Here is a 16,180-nt window from a genome sequence, read left to right on the forward strand (position 1 = left end):
GAAAGGGAGCCCTGCTGCATGGAATTCTTCAACTCTGTAAACACTGCCATTCAAAACGTTTTAGGCCCGCTTGGCCCGATGATCCTGGTGGGTGCTTTGGGCACGGTGATGGTTGTTTTGACCGTGATCATTATGCTGCGTCAGCCCGAGGACCCGCTGAACAAGCTTAAGCGCGACGCTGCCAACCGAAACGGTGGTTCTGTACATCGCGAAAGACTGCGTCAAGGCGGGCACAACGAACAGTTGGACCGGTTTGCCAGCTTTCTTGAACCCAAAGACGTGGCCGAACTGAGCGCCAAACAACTGCAACTGCGCCAGGCGGGCTACCAGTCCAAAGATGCGGTGCGCATGTTCCACGCGGCCCAGATGCTTTTGGGATTGCTTGGCCTTGGTCTTGGCGTGTTCTATTACACCTTCTACATGAACGTGGACGGGGCCGAAGTTTCGACCCAGAAAATGATCATGTATACGGTCGGTCCGGGCGGCATTGGCTATTACCTGCCCCAATATTGGGTAACGCGCCGTGTCGAAGAACGCAAAGAACAGATCACTCAAGGCTTTCCCGACAGCTTGGACATGATGCTGGTCTGCGTCGAAGCCGGCCAGTCACTTGAGCAATCAATTGTGCGCGTCGCCCGTGAATTGCGGGCCTCGTTTCCGGCTTTGGCCGACGAATTCGACGTGATTGCCTATGAGATGAAAGCCGGTAAAGACAAAGCCACTGTTCTGAACGACATGGGCGAACGCTGCGGCGTGCAGGACGTGGCCAGCTTTGTGACTGTTTTGGTGCAATCCACCAGCTTTGGTACCTCTATCGCTGACGCTTTGCGCGTTTATGCGGGGGAAATGCGTGACAAACGCGTTATGCGTGCGGAAGAAGCCGCAAATAAGTTGCCAACCAAAATGACACTTGCCACAATGATGTTAACCGTACCGCCGTTGCTGATCATCCTTGTCGGTCCATCGGTGATGGGGATTACGAAAATGGGGAGCTTAAGTGCTGGTGGCAATTGACCGCATTTTAACAAAGCTTCGGCGCATCTGTGCCGGAGCCCTTCTTTTTGGACTTGCCGCCTGCGGAACGGGCGGCATTTCTACGTCTGACAGCGGGCCTTATGCGCCGGGCGTCGACAGATCCAAACAAGCCGTTGACGGTGTAGAAGTCGGACACCGGTTGATTGCTGCAGGCGAATATGAATTGGCCATTCGTGCCTTTAACCGTGCAGCGTTGGCAAATGGACTGGACGCAGAAATCCTGTCCGGCCTTGGCACGGCAAACCTTGAACTGGGCCGTTTGGGTCAAGCCGAAACCCTTCTGAGGCGCGCCACAGCCCAAGATGACGCATGGCCGGAAATCTATAACAATCTTGGCGTTGTGTTGATGGAACGCGGCAAAACCGCCGAAGCGCAGCAAATCTTTCGCAAAGCCTTTGCCCTAGACAATGGCGAAAGTGCACTAATCCGCGATAATCTGCGCTTAGCACTCGCAAAATCGGAAAATACTGTTAATACTGCTGGACAAAACGATAACTATAAATTGGTGCGACGCGGGTCCAGTGATTATCTGATCCGCCCGACGCCATAACCGAGGCAGAGCAGTAAAGGACGCAAAAATGCGCCATTCTTTCGTTGTACCTACCGTTTTGGCAGGGGCAGTATTCCTGTCCGCGTGCGCCCAAAAGAACGCCGAAGACACCGTCGAACGCGCGTTTCAGGACGTCAATGTGGTGGATGAAACCAATCTGACCGATGTCATGTTGACTGTGGCCGATCCCAACGAGGCCGTCGCGTATTTCACACGCTCCGTTGGCGAAGACCCCGACCGTTTGGAATTCCAACGCGGTTTGGCCGTCAGTCTGGTGCGCGCGAAACGCTATACCGAAGCGGCCGCGGCCTACACCAAAGTCATCAAGATGGAAGGCGCCACACAATCCGACACCGTCGATTACGCCGACGCGCTGATCCGGTCCGGTGACTGGGCCAAGGCCGAAAAAATCCTTGATACCGTGCCCCCGACCTTTGAGACCTTCAAACGCTACCGTCTGGAAGCGATGGTGGCCGACAGCAACAAGGAATGGACCAAGTCCGACAGCTTTTATGAAACCGCCGTGGGCCTAACGACCCGCCCTGCCGGTATCATGAACAACTGGGGCTACTCCAAATTGACACGCGGTGACTACAAGGCGGCCGAACGCTTGTTTGGCGATGCCATCCGTCAGGATCCGTCGCTGTTCACGGCCAAGAACAACCTTGTGTTGGCCCGCGCAGCCCAGCGCAACTATGCTCTGCCTGTTGTTCCTATGGACCAAACGGAACGCGCCCAGTTGTTGCACACCATGGCTTTGTCAGCGGTGAAACAAGGCGACGTCGAAACGGGCAAGACCCTGTTGCGTGACGCCATTGAAACCCATCCGCAGCACTTTGAAGCCGCTGTGCGTGCGCTGAACGCACTCGACAATTCTAACGGTTAAATGCTGTATATTCCTGCCTCTGCCGCGATGTGGTTTTTGCCATTCGTGCTGCCATTGTGCCTGTACACAGCCTTCACAGACATGCGCGAAATGCGGATCACAAACCAAACGGTGATCGCACTGGCTTTGGTTTTTGTGGTCGTGGGACTGGTTGCATTGCCCTTTGATGTCTACGCGTGGCACCTTGTTTATATGGTGGTTGTGTTTGTGATCTGCGTGTTACTAAACGCAGTTGGCGCCATGGGGGCCGGAGATTCCAAGTTCATAGCGGCCGCATCCCCTTTCATTTTTGTGGGCGACTTGCGTCTGGTTATGGCAATCGCCGCCGCCAATCTTCTGGCAGCCTGGGCGACACACCGGTTGGCCAAACATACACGATTGCGCAACATAGCCCCCCATTGGCAAAGCTGGGATGACGCCCTTGGCAAGAAATTCCCAATGGGTCTGGCCTTGGGCTGCACATTGGCGATTTACCTGATCATGGGCGCAATCTGGGGCGCGTAAATGCCCCAAAATCCGGCACCGTTCCATCGGCAATTGCCCTGCTAATTCCCGCACCCGGTCACAATCTGGGCGCATTAATCGTTCAGGTTGAAAGGTGACCCAAAATCGCCCGAGGCCCTATCAGATGAACATGCAGACCAGCGCCGTAATGGCCCCCCCTGCCCCGAAACGCATCGAAGAGATGAAGCTGCCCATCGTTATGATGCGCGACATCCTTTTGAAAACGATCTTCCGTAAAAATGTTGATATGGTATCTGATCTGGCAAAGGCGCTTCGCTTGCCGATCCCAGTGACGCAAGAGCTGATCGATATGGCCCGTGAACAGCGTTTGCTTGAGGCCACAGGTACATTAAACGCCAACAACGGCAATGAAATGGGCTATCAGCTGACAGACGCCGGCAAGGCCCGTGCTTTGGACGCTTTGGCGCAATCGGAATACTTCGGGGCGATGCCGGTGCCTTTGGATGTGTACCGCGAACAGGTCAAACGCCAGTCCATTCGTAACCTGATGGTCACGCGCGCCCAATTGACCAACGCTATGGGGCATCTGGTTCTGCCTGATGCGTTGATTGGCAATCTTGGGCCTGCTGTCTCGGCAGGGCGCTCCATTTTGATGTATGGCCCCCCCGGCAATGGCAAATCCAGTATTTCCAACGGCATCCGTGACGCGCTTGGGGATATGGTTTATGTGCCCCACGCCATTGAATACGCGGGTCAGGTGATCACCGTTTACGACCCTATCGTGCACAATGCTGTGGCCGACGAAGTTGACGATCCCAATGTCTTGCGGAAAACATCCGGCAAGTTCGACACACGTTACGTGAAATGCGAACGGCCCACAGTGATCACCGGGGGTGAGCTGTCGTTGAACATGTTGGATCTGGTCTACAATCCGACAGCCAAAACCTATCAGGCCCCGCTGCAATTGAAATCCACCGGTGGCATCTTCATCGTGGATGACCTTGGCCGCCAAGCCGAACCGCCCCAAGCCTTGGTCAACCGCTGGATTGTGCCTTTAGAAGAAAGCAAAGACATCCTTGCCCTGCAATCAGGTGAAAAATTCGAAGTGCCCTTCGACACGCTGGTGATCTTTTCGACCAACTTCCACCCCAATGAAATCTTTGACCAAGCGGCTTTGCGCCGGATTTTCTTCAAGATCAAAATTGACGGGCCAAATCAGGAAAACTTCCTCAAAATCTTTGCGATGGTCGCACGCAAACGCAATATGCCGCTGAACGAAAAGGCATTGGTCCATTTGCTCAAAGTGAAATATCCCACTATTGACAACGTCTATGCGAACTATCAGCCAATCTTTCTGATCGATCAGATGATCTCAATATGCGAGTTTGAAGGCATGCCGTACCAAATGACACCAGAGTTGATCGACCGTGCTTGGGCAAACATGTTTGTCAAAGATGAAACGATTGTGAAATGATCGGTGTCGCAGGATGCGGGCGCATGGGCCGTCCCATGCTGGACAGCCTGCGCAACATGGGCGTGCGTGCGAAAGGGTTTGATGTTGCCGATGTCGGGTCTGCCTGGGTGACGCAAGATGCTGCACGCTTTGCCCAAGACCTTGAAACTCTGATCACCGTGGTACGCGATCAACCGCAAACCGATGAAGTGCTTTTTGGATCGCAGAACTTTGTCACAACAGCCCCGAAGCTGACGCGTATCATCATCAGTTCGACCCTGTCGCCCCGCTATGTGCGGAACCTGCGCGACCGCGTTCCAAGCCATATAACCTTGATTGATGCGCCTATGTCTGGCGCACAAGTTGCTGCCGAACGCGCCAGCCTCAGTTTTATGTTGGGGGGCAGCAAAGACGACATAGAAACGGCGCAGCCCCTGTTTTTGGCCATGGGCAAACATATGCATCATATGGGTGACTTTGGCGCAGGCATGCAGGCCAAGGTGCTCAACAATTTGCTGGCGGCCTCAAACACCGCCATGACACGGTTGGTTCTGGATTGGGCGGATCAAGCGGGGCTGGATGAAGGCAAGCTGTTGCGTTTGATACATACGTCTTCGGGACAAAACTGGTTCGCAAGCGGGTTCAACGACATCGAATTCGCACGCGACGGGCTGCAAGACGACAACACCATCGGCATATTGGTTAAAGACGTCGCATCCGCTTTGGATGGGGCACCACAAAGCGCCGACACGCGCCTGCCCCGACAAGTACAAGATACCATTCGCACCCTCAAACCGCGCAACTGACCGCCTTCTAAATCAAAATTCCCGAAATCCACCTCTGGCCATGGGCGCAAGCTGCGTTAACTATGCGCTATGGTTCAACTTCCACAGCGCTTTCATGACTGGTTTGCCACCAAAGGCTGGGCAGTACACCCCCACCAACAGGCCATGCTGGACCGCGCGGCGGATCCCGCGCTGCTGCTTATTGCGCCGACGGGCGGGGGCAAAACTTTGGCGGGCTTTTTGCCAACATTGGCCGATTTGGCAACGTCACCACATGATGGTATCCACACGCTGTATATCTCTCCGCTAAAAGCGCTGGCCGCAGATATCAAACGTAACCTGTCAACGCCCATAGAAGAGATGGGTCTGGATATCCGCGTAGAGGATCGTACCGGAGACACCCCCGCCAGTCGCAAAAGGCGGCAGCGGGCGGACCCGCCCCACATCCTGCTCACGACACCTGAATCCTTGGCTCTTTTGACAAGCTTTGACGATGCACCGCGCATGTTTCGCGGTCTCAAACGCGTCATTGTCGACGAAATCCACGCGCTGGCCGAAAGTAAGCGCGGCGACCAGTTGTTTCTGGCACTGGCGCGGTTGCAAACCCTGTGCCCGGACATGAAGCGCGTAGGCCTGTCTGCTACGGTGGAAGACCCAGCAGCCATCGCCCATGTGCTGGCCCGCCATCCCGACCCCTGTGACATTCTGCTGGCAGATCCCGGTCCTGCCCCCGACATCCAGATGCTGACCACCGACGAAGCCCCCCCTTGGTCTGGCTCTGGTGGGAAATACGCAATTCCCGCGGTGTTGGAAGAAATCAAAAAACACAAAACAACGCTTATCTTTCACAACACCCGCGCACAGGCAGAGCTGTATTTTCACAACATATGGCTTGCCAACGAGGACGCTTTGCCCATTGGCATCCACCACGGGTCTTTGGACAAGGTGCAGCGCGAAAAAGTCGAACAGGCCATGGTACGAGGCGATTTGCGGGCCATCGTGTGCACCGGATCGCTGGACCTGGGCATCGACTGGGGGGATGTGGATCTGGTCATCCAGATTGGCGCCCCCAAAAACGTCAAACGTCTGGTGCAGCGCATTGGTCGTGCAAACCACCGCTACAACGCCCCATCCAAAGCCCTTTTGGTGCCTGCCAACCGCTTTGAGGTTGTGGAGTGTGTGGCAGCACTAGACGCGGTGCGCGAAGGGCAATTGGACGGTGAACCGCGCAGCCCGGGGCCGCGTGACGTTCTGTGTCAACATATCCTGATCACCGCCTGCGCCGGTCCCTTTGATGCAGACACGCTGTTTGCCGAAATCAAAAGCGTGGGCGCCTACAGTGCACTGTCCCGGGCTGACTTTGACGATTGCCTCGATTTTTGCGCTACAGGCGGTTACGCGCTGCGCGCCTACGACCAATGGAAACGCCTTTTGCAGCGCCCGGATGGGACATGGCAGCTGCGCGATCCGCGTGCCACGCAGAATATCCGTATGAATATTGGCACAATTCAAGACACCGACACTTTGAAAGTGCGCATGAAACGTGCACGTGGCGGCAAGCCATTGGGCGAAATTGAAGAAGGCTTTGCAGCCACCCTAACCCCCGGCGACACGTTTTTGATTGGCGGTCAGATCGTGCGGTATGAAGGGCTGCGCGAAATGACGGTCGAAGTCAGCCGGGACAAAGGCAAAAAGCCCAAGATTGCCACGTTCATGGGCACCAAGTTTGCCACGTCCACACAATTGAGCGAACGGATACTACACAAATTCCAGCAAGACACCTGGCCCGATCTGCCCGGCCACACCGCTGAATGGTTGGCGTTGCAACGCAAGGTGTCCCGCCTGCCTGAACCCGGACGTTTGTTGATCGAAAGCTTCCCCCACGATGGTCGCGCACACACAGCCGTCTACGGGTTTGCTGGACGCAACGCCATGCAAACGCTGGGCTTGCTTTTGACAAAACGGATGGAGGAATTGGGGCTGAACCCGCTTGGGTTTTTGGCGACAGATTACGCCATCCTGATTTGGGGGCTTGATCCCGTCACCGACCCCGCCCCCTTGTTCGACATTGACGCTTTGCGCGATGGCTTGGATACATGGTTGGCTGGCAATGCTGTGATGAAGCGCACTTTTCGGGCCTCTGCCACCATCGCAGGGCTGATCCAGCGCAACACCCCGCAACAGAAAAAATCAGGGCGACAGGCCACGTTTTCATCCGACATACTTTACGACACATTGCATAAATATGACCCCGATCACGTCATGATGCACATCACCCGCGAAGAGGCCATGAAAGGCCTGATCGATTTTAATCGCATCGAAGATATGGTGGCACGTGTGGGCGGGCGGATTGATCTGATCGCACATAAGCGCGTCACCCCGTTGGCGGCCCCGCTTTTTCTAGAAGTTGGGCGCGTGCCCGTAAAAGGTATGGCAGAGGAAAAGCTCTTGGCCGAAGAAGCCGCGCGTCTTATGGCAACGGCCGGATTGCCCCCCATCACAAGCTGAATAAATCGCTGGCGGTTTAATGGGTTGGGCACTAAGAAACAAAACATGAACGGATGTGCAGCACAACTTAATCAAGCCCGATTGACGGCGTTAGGGTCCGGTGCTTTGTGGTGGGCGGACCAAAGTCTTTTGTGTGTTTCTGACCTGCATCTGGGAAAATCCGACCGTATGGCGCGACGCACGGGCGTCCAAGTCCCGCCCTACGACACACGCGATACCCTGCTGCGGTTGTCACAGGATCTGGATCGGACAGCCCCACGGACAGTTGTGTGCCTTGGGGACAGCTTCGATGACCTGGCCGCAGCAGGCGCTTTGTCCGAAGACAACCGCCTTTGGATTACAAAGCTTCAAGCCGGGCGCAAATGGATCTGGATCGAAGGCAACCACGATCCCGGCCCCATTGATCTGGGGGGCACGCATATGGACAGCTACACATTGGCAGGCATCACATTCCGGCACATTGCGAACCCTGACGAACGTGACGAAATTTCGGGGCACTATCACCCCAAAGTGCAAGTGGCGTTGCGAGGTCGCGTGATCTCGAGGGCCGCGTTTTTGATGGACAGCCTGCGCCTGATTATGCCGGCCTATGGCACTTACACAGGCGGATTGCGTACAACCGATCCTGTGATCACAGCGCTTATGGCATCAGATGCAACGGCCATCATGACAGGGCCGGTGCCCCATCGCGTGCCGATGCCGCGCTAGGGCCCTGAGCCTAGATCACACCTTCGTCTTCCAGCGCCGCAACATAGCTGCGTGACACTGGAACCAGCGCCCCATCGACCATGCGCAAATGGGGCTTGCCCGACGTATCGCATACCGCATCCGCAACAGCATCCGCCACAACCCAATGCGACCTGTGGGTGCTAAATCCATGAACATCCGTCATCTCGTCAATGGCGTCCGCCAGGCGCATCCGGACATCAAATGTGCCCTCAGTGGTTTGGATCATGACACTGTGCCCTTGTGCAGTCAGTCGCAGAATCCTGCCGGAAAATGCGTCTGGCAAACGCTTGGATAGTCTTGGTTGTACTTCAGGGGTTTCTGGCGTTGCCCGGCCTTGCAATGACAAAGACACCGTCATCATCAACACACTTAGGCTAAGGCAAATCAAAAACACCAACAAAAAGAGATAACCCATGCTTGGAACAGCATCTTCGGCGGGCGAAAACAGCGTTATCAACCAAAGGTGCAAAACGGGTGTGAACACACACGTTGTCATCACAACCACGACAAACTCACGCACCAAAGCGGATTGCGTTCCCAACAAAATTGAAATGATGCGCTTGCTCATCAGCGCGATGACAAGGCTGGTCGCAAGCAAACCAAGCCAATTTGCAACGCTTGTCCAGAAATTGGCCATACCAAGTGTGCCAAATGGTCCGGCCACGGTTAAAACGACCGCAGCAGCAATGGCAATAAAAACGCAGGCCATGCATTGCGGCAGCACCCGCGCTATTTTTTGAGTGAATGACGATCCGCCTGTGGCAGAGGTCTGGTAAGGGTCGAATGTCAAAAGCAAAGATCCGTCGGTTGGTCGGATAAAGTTGATGCTAAAGCGCATCCATTTCAATCTAAAACGCAATTAGAAAAATTCTACACAACCTCATGTTGCAAACACCACACGCCGTGCTGTGCGTGTAAAATCAAAGTCACAACAAACCCGCCGCTTTTGCCGCCTGTTTATGTCCCCTGCTGACAGGCACAATACTGTCATCACGCATAACCAAAACATCACGCCGGTCCTGTTTTGCAGACCGTGCAACAGCCTTTTTGTGCACCCAGTGCGATCGATGCACACGCAACCCAATATCAGGGCCAAGCGCCCCGATAGCATCGCTTAAGCGCATCAAAATCAAGGCCTCTCCTGCGTCGGTCACGACATTCAGATAGTGGTCCTGTGCTTCTATCCGTACAAGCGGGCCGCGTTTGTCCAACGGCAACCGCCGCAAAAATTTATCAATCGGATCGACGTCACCACTTTGTTCTACAGTCGGTTGTCCACGTTCCAGAACCCAAATCAGACTGTGCACCATAGCCGCGACAAGAGCGACGACACCCAATAGATAGAAAAACTGGCCCCATCCGCTCCAAACTGTAAAAACAAGCGAATTTATGATGTGCACAATGGACGTAATCGCCAGAACGTAAACGATCCAACACAAGACCCAACGCATCGGTTCCTCACGGCTGCTGATCGCAGACACAACACAGCTTAGCCCCACAGACGCGCCAATAATGGCTGCCCAATACATCAAGCGTTGCGAAAAGCTAAAGGCGTCAAACGTTGCAAACGGTCCGGCAACGGCGGCCATCAGAGTCAGCACCAACCAGATCAAAACCGGCAGGGCATAGTTGGGCAATTGGCGATGCGTCAATGGTTCAGGCATAAGAAACCTCGTGATTGACGAAGGAAATGGCGCGTTGACGCAACATGCGTTGATCGGTGGCCGATGCAGTGGAAAGCAAACGTATCATGCTTCAACTATAGGTGCGCCATGTCGTTTTCGCCACTCCTCTCCGCTTCTATGCCTGTGATCTTTCACGCAATTGTTGCATTGGCGCTGTGTTTGCTGACCATCGTGATGTTCACCTTGCAAAAAGGCAATCGTATGCATCGTACCCTGGGTTGGGTGTGGGTCATCGGTATGGGGTTTGTCGCAATAAGCAGTTTCTGGATCAGCGGTTTGCGCCACATCGGCCCGTTCAGTGCAATACATGTGTTGTCAGTCTATACATTGTTTTCGATTGTAGCGAATGTGCGCGCCGCGCGGGCACACAACGTAAAAGCGCACCGAACAGGGATGAAATCCCTTGTGTTCGGTGCGCTTGTTCTGGCTGGGCTGTTTACCTTAATGCCCGGCCGCATCATGTTTGATGTGGTGACGGGGGGTTAGGCGGTCAACCCTTCAGGCTCGTCCAGCCCATTGGCACGGCAACATGCAGTGACTGTGTTTGCCAACAGGCAGGCGATGGTCATAGGACCTACACCACCGGGCACCGGGGTGATGGCACCGGCGTGCGCGGCACAGCTTTCGTAATGTACGTCGCCGACCAGTTTGGTTTTGCCTTCGCCTTTTTCAGGGGCATCAAGGCGATTGATGCCAACATCAATGACAGTGGCGCCTTCCTTGATCCAGTCGCCGGGGATCATCTCTGGGCGTCCAACAGCAGCCACAACGATATCGGCACGGCGCACAACATCAGGCAGGTCTTTGGTCCGCGAATGGGCGATTGTCACAGTGCAGCTGTCGTTCAACAACAATTGCGCCATAGGTTTGCCGACAATGTTGGACCGGCCCACAACAACGGCGTCCATACCAGAGATGGACCCATGGTGATCACGCAACATCATCAAACACCCAAGCGGCGTGCACGGCACCATAGACTTCTGCCCGGTGCCCAACAAACCCACATTAGAAATATGAAAGCCATCCACATCCTTGGCGGGCGAAATGGAATTGATCACCAAATCTTCGTCCAGGTGTTTCGGCAAAGGCAATTGGCACAAGATACCGTGGATTTCAGGATCATTGTTCAACTGATCAATCAAGGCCAGCAAATCGACTTCAGAAGTGTCCACATCCAAGCGATGCTCAACAGATTTCATGCCAACTTCGACGGTCATCTTACCTTTGGAACGAACATAGACTTGGCTGGCAGGGTCTTCGCCAACCAAAACAACGGCCAAACCGGGCGTGATGCCATGATCAGCTTTCAAACGGGCAACATGCTCGCCAACTTTACCGCGTACCGTGGCCGCAAAGGCCTTCCCATCAATCACCGTCGCCGCCATGACGTTCTTCCTTCATTCATCTCGCAAAATAAACCTCCCGCCGGGAGGCATGAAGCGCCCAAAGGCGCGATCGGGCGCAAGGGGTTCGAAGCCCCTTGCGCCCGACATGTTTGTTTAGAACAGGCCTTCGATCTGACCGTCTTCGTTCAACATAATGCTTTCAGCAGATGGGGTACGTGGCAAACCGGGCATTGTCATGATCTCACCGCAGACCGCGACAATAAACCCTGCACCGGCGCTCAGGCGAACTTCACGCACTGGCACAGAGAAACCGGTGGGCGCGCCACGTAAAGACGGATCCGTTGAGAAGCTGTATTGGGTTTTGGCCATGCACACCGGCAAATTGCCATATCCCTGCTCTTCCCAAAGCTTCAGCTGATCGCGGATTTTCTGGTCCATAAGGGCCTCGTCGGCGCGGTAGATGCGTTTGGCAATGGTTTGGATTTTATCCGCCAAAGACATCTCGTCCGGATAGATCGGTGCAAAGTTCGCAACACCGGAATCGGCCAGTTCTGCAACTTTGGTTGCCAAATCAGCAGAGCCTTCTGATCCCAATTCCCAGTGACGCGACAGGACCGCTTCTGCGCCTTGTGCCGCAACAAAGTCTTTGACCGCTTGCACTTCGGCATCCGTGTCTGTGACAAAGTGGTTGATGGCGACAACAACCGGAACACCAAAGGATTTCAGGTTTTCGATGTGACGACCCAAGTTCGGGCAACCGGCTTTCACCGCATCAACGTTTTCAGCGCCCAAGTCAGCTTTAGCCACGCCACCGTTCATTTTCATGGCACGCACAGTGGCCACACAAACAACAACGGACGGGGACAGACCGGCTTTGCGGCACTTGATGTTCAAGAACTTCTCAGCGCCCAAATCCGCACCAAAGCCAGCCTCAGTCACAACGTAATCCGCCAGTTTCAGTGCGGTGGTTGTCGCAATGACAGAGTTACAGCCGTGCGCGATGTTGGCGAACGGGCCGCCGTGTACGAAGGCGGGGTTGTTTTCCAGCGTTTGTACGATGTTTGGCTGCATCGCGTCTTTCAGCAGAACCGTCATTGCACCGTCGGCTTTAATGTCGCGTGCAAACACAGGGCTGCGGTCGCGGCGATAGGCCACGATCATATCGCCCAAACGTTTCTGCAAATCTTGCAGGTTGTTGGCCAAGCACAAGATCGCCATGACCTCAGAGGCCACCGTGATGTCAAAGCCCGCTTCACGAGGGAAGCCGTTCGCAACACCACCCAAAGACGCTGTGATCTGACGCAAAGCGCGGTCGTTCATGTCGACAACACGACGCCACACCACGCGGCGCACGTCGATTTCAAGCTCGTTGCCCCAATAGATGTGGTTGTCGATCATTGCAGACAAAAGCGAATGCGCAGACGTGATTGCGTGGAAGTCGCCTGTGAAGTGCAGGTTCATTTCTTCCATGGGCACAACTTGCGCGTAACCGCCACCGGCAGCACCACCCTTCATACCGAAGTTTGGCCCCAGGGATGCTTCACGGATGCAAACGCATGCCTTTTTGCCGATCCGGTTCAGACCATCACCCAAGCCGACTGTTGTTGTGGTCTTGCCTTCGCCCGCAGGCGTGGGGTTGATCGCGGTCACAAGGATTAGCTTGCCATCTTCGCGGTCCTGAACGGAGTTGATGAAAGACTGGCTGACTTTGGCCTTGTCGTGCCCGTAGGGCAGCAAATCTTTGCTTTCGATGCCCAGCTTGGCGCCGATCTCTTGGATCGGCTTTTTATCGGCTTCACGCGCGATTTCGATGTCTGATTTATAGCCCATGGTAATTCCTTACGTCGGCGGTCTGGCAAAATGCTGCGTCCTCTCTACAGCCCGACCCTTGCAAAGACAGGTGGCATTTCCGACATTTCGACGAGTGGTTACGTCGAAATGTCGCAGGTGCGTTTCTTTTCGGAAACCGTTGTGCGTAATGGTCAGCCTGCATTCGGGGGCCAGCCCCTGCCGCCTTACGGCGCCTCCCTCGACATTCTTAGGGAAAAAGACACGCAAGTGATGTGCGGCAGTAAAATGATCCGTCACAGCGCTTCGTGATGGGCCCACAGGCGTTGATCTGCCACGTGAAGGGTAAGACTGTCACCAAGGTTTAGATCCCCTTCGCGTTCCACCCAAGCCGTGACGCCGCGCCGGTCCTTTGCGGCAGGTTTGTAGCGACCACCGAACCCGGCCGCCTCTATCTCAATTTCGCGCCCCGGAAGGATGCAAGGGCGGTTTTCCATATCAACCACCAAGGTCACGCCGCTTGGTCCTTGCAAGCGCGAAGACGGGGGAACATGGGTGAAGTCGGGCAGCCCTTCAACGATCATGGATGCCCCGATCCATTCTGGATCAATCGCATCCAGCCCTATTGCCTGCGCTGTTTTGGCAAGTTCTTCTGCGCTGACGATGCTTAATTGCCGAGTGTTCCGGATTTCAGTGCCCTGCGGATGTTGCGCAAGTACGCGCGAACACGATGGCCGCGTGGCCCCACCATGTGCTTCGCCTTCTATCCCGTCGAAACTGGCGAAGGCCGTCTGCAAGGCTTGGGACCGCAAGCCTTGATCCGGAGACACACGTCCCAACCAAGTGATCGTGGCGCGAAAGCTGGTCGGTTTAAGGGCTGGCATTTATGAAGACTCCGGATGTGGTGTATCCGGACAGCCTGATCTGTCATCCTCCAAAAGAAAAGGCCCCGCCGCAGCGGAGCCCCATGATATTTTGTGAGCAGCCCATTTCGGGCAATGATCCCCACTTAGGTCGGTTCGGGTTCCATCCCACCATCACCAGATGGGCCGGATTTTTTGCCCTTTGCCTTCGGGATCGCTGTGACACTGGCGTTGCCTTCGTCGGGTTTATTGCTGTCATCGTCCTCGTCGATATGGGGTGGTTCCCCCTTCACGACACGTGCGATTTCTTCGCCCGTCAGCGTTTCATATTCCAGCAGACCTTGGGCAAGGCGTTCAAACTCCACGTTCTTTTCTTCGATGATTTTGTAGGCCAGATCATAGCCTTCGTCGATGATACGCTTCACTTCGCTTTCGATCAGCTCCTTGGTCGCTGCAGAGACAGAAAAACCCCCTGCACCACCACCACCCTGATAGCCAGCTGCTGCTTCTTGATAGTCGATGTTGCCGACCTTGTCGGACATGCCGTAGCGCATCACCATGGCGCGTGCCAATTGGCTGGCCTGCATGATGTCGCCCACAGGACCAGAGGACACAGAATCCGCGCCATATTTGATGATTTCAGCGGCTTTGCCCGCCATTGTCATGGCAATGCGCTGTTCGGCTTCATCTTTGAACATCTGCAGTTTGTCCATTTCAGGCAGGCTCATCACCATGCCCAACGCACCACCGCGCGGAATGATCGTCGCCTTGTAGACTGGATCGCATTTATCAAGATTGATGCCCACAATGGCATGGCCCGCTTCATGGTAGGCGGTTTTTTCCTTTTGATCCTGCGTCAGCACCATGGACCGGCGTTCAGCGCCCATCATGATCTTGTCTTTCGCCTGCTCAAAGTCGTGCATCGCCACAAAGCGACGCCCGACGCGGGCCGCCATCAAGGCCGCTTCATTGACGAGGTTCGCAAGATCCGCACCGGAAAAGCCGGGCGTACCCCGTGCAATGATGCGCAGGTCAACGTCCGGACCAAGCGGTGTTTTACGTGCGTGTACATTCAGGATCTTTTCACGGCCTTTGATGTCGGGATTGCCAACGGTGACCTGACGGTCAAAGCGACCCGGACGCAGCAATGCAGGGTCCAACACGTCTTTGCGGTTGGTCGCCGCGATGATGATGACGCCTTCGTTGGCCTCAAAGCCGTCCATTTCGACCAGCAACTGGTTCAACGTTTGCTCACGTTCATCGTTGCCGCCACCGTAGCCTGCGCCACGCGATCGGCCCACAGCGTCGATTTCATCGATAAACACGATGCAAGGTGCGTTTTTCTTCGCCTGTTCGAACATATCGCGCACCCGTGATGCACCAACGCCCACGAACATTTCAACAAAGTCGGAACCGGAAATTGTAAAAAACGGTACACCCGCTTCACCAGCAATCGCGCGTGCCAGCAAGGTTTTACCGGTACCGGGAGGGCCCTCAAGCAAGGCACCTTTCGGGATTTTACCGCCAAGACGCGAAAACTTCTGCGGGTTGCGCAGGAATTCAACGATCTCTTCCAGTTCTTCTTTGGCTTCATCGATGCCAGCCACGTCATCAAAGGTGACACGCCCGTGTTTCTCGGTCAGCATCTTGGCTTTGGATTTGCCAAAGCCCATCGCGCCACCTTTGCCGCCGCCTTGCATGCGGTTCATAAAGTAAATCCACACTCCGATCAGCAGCAAGAACGGTAAAATTGTCATCAAGAAGGCCTGAAAGCCGGATTGCGCTTGCTGTTCGGCTTCGACAGGCACGTCGTTGGCGATCAACAGGTCGGTGACTTCGGCATCACCGGGTTTGATCGTTACATATTCCTTGCCGCCTTTGACGAAACGAACCTGTTCGCCATCCAAGGTCACATCACTGACGTTGCCGCCCTCGACATCATCAACAAACGTTGAATAGCTGACGGTTTGGCTTTGCATAGAGCCACTGCTGCCATTGTACATCTGGAACATTGTGAAAACCAGAAGGAACAGGACCACCCAAAAGGCGATGTTGCGTGCATTTCCCAAGGAAACTCTCCTAAATAC

At 54.9% G+C, this 16,180-nt stretch carries 16 protein-coding genes; 10 read left to right on the plus strand and 6 right to left on the minus strand.

Annotated elements, in window-relative coordinates; genetic code table 11:
• The first annotated feature begins 18 nt into the window (after nucleotides 1-18).
• The 8 genes from ABJL60_RS11340 to pdeM all read left to right on the plus strand — a co-directional run bounded on the left by ABJL60_RS11340 (nucleotide 19) and on the right by pdeM (nucleotide 8,390).
• Nucleotides 19-1,014, plus strand: a complete 996-nt coding sequence (locus ABJL60_RS11340; RefSeq protein WP_348289471.1) for a type II secretion system F family protein — start codon at nucleotides 19-21, stop codon at nucleotides 1,012-1,014.
• A gap of 76 nt (nucleotides 1,015-1,090) precedes the next feature.
• On the plus strand, nucleotides 1,091-1,585 hold the full coding sequence (locus ABJL60_RS11345) for a tetratricopeptide repeat protein (protein ID WP_348375589.1): 495 nt from the start codon (nucleotides 1,091-1,093) through the stop codon (nucleotides 1,583-1,585).
• Between the two features lie 28 nt (nucleotides 1,586-1,613).
• Nucleotides 1,614-2,471, plus strand: coding sequence for a tetratricopeptide repeat protein (locus ABJL60_RS11350; protein WP_348289475.1), 858 nt, complete (start codon nucleotides 1,614-1,616; stop codon nucleotides 2,469-2,471).
• Nucleotides 2,472-2,975, plus strand: a complete 504-nt coding sequence (locus ABJL60_RS11355) for a prepilin peptidase (RefSeq protein ID WP_348375462.1) — start codon at nucleotides 2,472-2,474, stop codon at nucleotides 2,973-2,975.
• Between the two features lie 124 nt (nucleotides 2,976-3,099).
• Nucleotides 3,100-4,410: an ATPase gene (locus ABJL60_RS11360; RefSeq protein WP_348289479.1), complete on the plus strand. Its 1,311-nt coding sequence runs from the start codon at nucleotides 3,100-3,102 to the stop codon at nucleotides 4,408-4,410.
• A complete protein-coding gene (locus tag ABJL60_RS11365) occupies nucleotides 4,407-5,195 on the plus strand; it encodes an NAD(P)-binding domain-containing protein (protein WP_348375464.1) in 789 nt (262 codons plus the stop codon). Before ABJL60_RS11360 ends, ABJL60_RS11365 begins: the two co-directional genes overlap by 4 nt.
• Before the next feature lie 69 nt (nucleotides 5,196-5,264).
• On the plus strand, nucleotides 5,265-7,682 hold the full coding sequence (locus tag ABJL60_RS11370; RefSeq protein ID WP_348375466.1) for a ligase-associated DNA damage response DEXH box helicase: 2,418 nt from the start codon (nucleotides 5,265-5,267) through the stop codon (nucleotides 7,680-7,682).
• Nucleotides 7,683-7,727: 45 nt separating this feature from the next.
• Nucleotides 7,728-8,390: a ligase-associated DNA damage response endonuclease PdeM gene (gene pdeM, locus ABJL60_RS11375; RefSeq protein ID WP_348375468.1), complete on the plus strand. Its 663-nt coding sequence runs from the start codon at nucleotides 7,728-7,730 to the stop codon at nucleotides 8,388-8,390.
• Nucleotides 8,391-8,400: 10 nt separating this feature from the next.
• Here pdeM and ABJL60_RS11380 read toward each other — a convergent pair whose 3' ends face one another.
• Together ABJL60_RS11380 and ABJL60_RS11385 are read right to left on the minus strand one after the other, a co-directional pair.
• The gene (locus ABJL60_RS11380; RefSeq protein ID WP_348375470.1) at nucleotides 8,401-9,249 is read right to left on the minus strand and encodes a LytTR family transcriptional regulator DNA-binding domain-containing protein; all 849 of its coding nucleotides are present in this window, start codon (nucleotides 9,247-9,249) and stop codon (nucleotides 8,401-8,403) included.
• An 88-nt stretch (nucleotides 9,250-9,337) separates the two neighbouring features.
• Entirely contained in the window at nucleotides 9,338-10,075 is a 738-nt protein-coding gene (locus ABJL60_RS11385) for a LytTR family DNA-binding domain-containing protein (protein WP_348289489.1), read from the minus strand.
• A gap of 108 nt (nucleotides 10,076-10,183) precedes the next feature.
• Between ABJL60_RS11385 and ABJL60_RS11390 the strand changes: the two genes are divergently transcribed.
• Entirely contained in the window at nucleotides 10,184-10,582 is a 399-nt protein-coding gene (locus tag ABJL60_RS11390; protein WP_348375472.1) for a DUF2306 domain-containing protein, read from the plus strand.
• Here the strand turns inward: ABJL60_RS11390 and folD are convergent.
• Together folD and ABJL60_RS11400 are read right to left on the minus strand one after the other, a co-directional pair.
• Nucleotides 10,579-11,481 carry a bifunctional methylenetetrahydrofolate dehydrogenase/methenyltetrahydrofolate cyclohydrolase FolD gene (gene folD / locus ABJL60_RS11395; RefSeq protein WP_348375474.1) on the minus strand — a complete coding sequence of 301 codons (903 nt, stop codon included), beginning with the start codon at nucleotides 11,479-11,481 and terminating at the stop codon, nucleotides 10,579-10,581. The genes ABJL60_RS11390 and folD overlap by 4 nt on opposite strands.
• 114 nt (nucleotides 11,482-11,595) lie before the next feature.
• Nucleotides 11,596-13,272: a formate--tetrahydrofolate ligase gene (locus tag ABJL60_RS11400; protein ID WP_348375476.1), complete on the minus strand. Its 1,677-nt coding sequence runs from the start codon at nucleotides 13,270-13,272 to the stop codon at nucleotides 11,596-11,598.
• Between the two features lie 30 nt (nucleotides 13,273-13,302).
• On the opposite strand from ABJL60_RS11400, the gene ABJL60_RS11405 reads away from it, so the two are divergent.
• Complete coding sequence (locus tag ABJL60_RS11405) at nucleotides 13,303-13,542, plus strand: hypothetical protein (protein ID WP_348375478.1); 240 nt, start codon at nucleotides 13,303-13,305, stop codon at nucleotides 13,540-13,542.
• Here the strand turns inward: ABJL60_RS11405 and ABJL60_RS11410 are convergent.
• A complete protein-coding gene (locus tag ABJL60_RS11410; RefSeq protein ID WP_348375480.1) occupies nucleotides 13,527-14,114 on the minus strand; it encodes a sulfurase in 588 nt (195 codons plus the stop codon). The genes ABJL60_RS11405 and ABJL60_RS11410 overlap by 16 nt on opposite strands.
• 125 nt (nucleotides 14,115-14,239) lie before the next feature.
• The gene (gene ftsH / locus ABJL60_RS11415; RefSeq protein WP_348289498.1) at nucleotides 14,240-16,162 is read right to left on the minus strand and encodes an ATP-dependent zinc metalloprotease FtsH; all 1,923 of its coding nucleotides are present in this window, start codon (nucleotides 16,160-16,162) and stop codon (nucleotides 14,240-14,242) included.
• Nucleotides 16,163-16,180 lie beyond the last annotated feature (18 nt).

The organism is Ascidiaceihabitans sp. (genome assembly GCF_039986515.1).
Classification (GTDB): Bacteria; Pseudomonadota; Alphaproteobacteria; order Rhodobacterales; family Rhodobacteraceae; genus Ascidiaceihabitans.

What these genes read in the sequence shown, in the direction of transcription:
- ABJL60_RS11340 (WP_348289471.1), top strand. Translation starts at nt 19, where the DNA reads ATGGAATTCTTCAACTCTGTAAACACTGCCATTCAAAACGTTTTAGGC.
- ABJL60_RS11350 (WP_348289475.1), top strand. Translation starts at nt 1,614, where the DNA reads ATGCGCCATTCTTTCGTTGTACCTACCGTTTTGGCAGGGGCAGTATTC.
- ABJL60_RS11355 (WP_348375462.1), top strand. Translation starts at nt 2,472, where the DNA reads ATGCTGTATATTCCTGCCTCTGCCGCGATGTGGTTTTTGCCATTCGTG.
- ABJL60_RS11360 (WP_348289479.1), top strand. Translation starts at nt 3,100, where the DNA reads ATGAACATGCAGACCAGCGCCGTAATGGCCCCCCCTGCCCCGAAACGC.
- ABJL60_RS11365 (WP_348375464.1), top strand. Translation starts at nt 4,407, where the DNA reads ATGATCGGTGTCGCAGGATGCGGGCGCATGGGCCGTCCCATGCTGGAC.
- ABJL60_RS11370 (WP_348375466.1), top strand. Translation starts at nt 5,265, where the DNA reads ATGGTTCAACTTCCACAGCGCTTTCATGACTGGTTTGCCACCAAAGGC.
- pdeM (WP_348375468.1), top strand. Translation starts at nt 7,728, where the DNA reads ATGAACGGATGTGCAGCACAACTTAATCAAGCCCGATTGACGGCGTTA.
- ABJL60_RS11380 (WP_348375470.1), bottom strand. Translation starts at nt 9,249, where the DNA reads ATGCGCTTTAGCATCAACTTTATCCGACCAACCGACGGATCTTTGCTT.
- ABJL60_RS11385 (WP_348289489.1), bottom strand. Translation starts at nt 10,075, where the DNA reads ATGCCTGAACCATTGACGCATCGCCAATTGCCCAACTATGCCCTGCCG.
- ABJL60_RS11390 (WP_348375472.1), top strand. Translation starts at nt 10,184, where the DNA reads ATGTCGTTTTCGCCACTCCTCTCCGCTTCTATGCCTGTGATCTTTCAC.
- folD (WP_348375474.1), bottom strand. Translation starts at nt 11,481, where the DNA reads ATGGCGGCGACGGTGATTGATGGGAAGGCCTTTGCGGCCACGGTACGC.
- ABJL60_RS11400 (WP_348375476.1), bottom strand. Translation starts at nt 13,272, where the DNA reads ATGGGCTATAAATCAGACATCGAAATCGCGCGTGAAGCCGATAAAAAG.
- ABJL60_RS11405 (WP_348375478.1), top strand. Translation starts at nt 13,303, where the DNA reads ATGCTGCGTCCTCTCTACAGCCCGACCCTTGCAAAGACAGGTGGCATT.
- ABJL60_RS11410 (WP_348375480.1), bottom strand. Translation starts at nt 14,114, where the DNA reads ATGCCAGCCCTTAAACCGACCAGCTTTCGCGCCACGATCACTTGGTTG.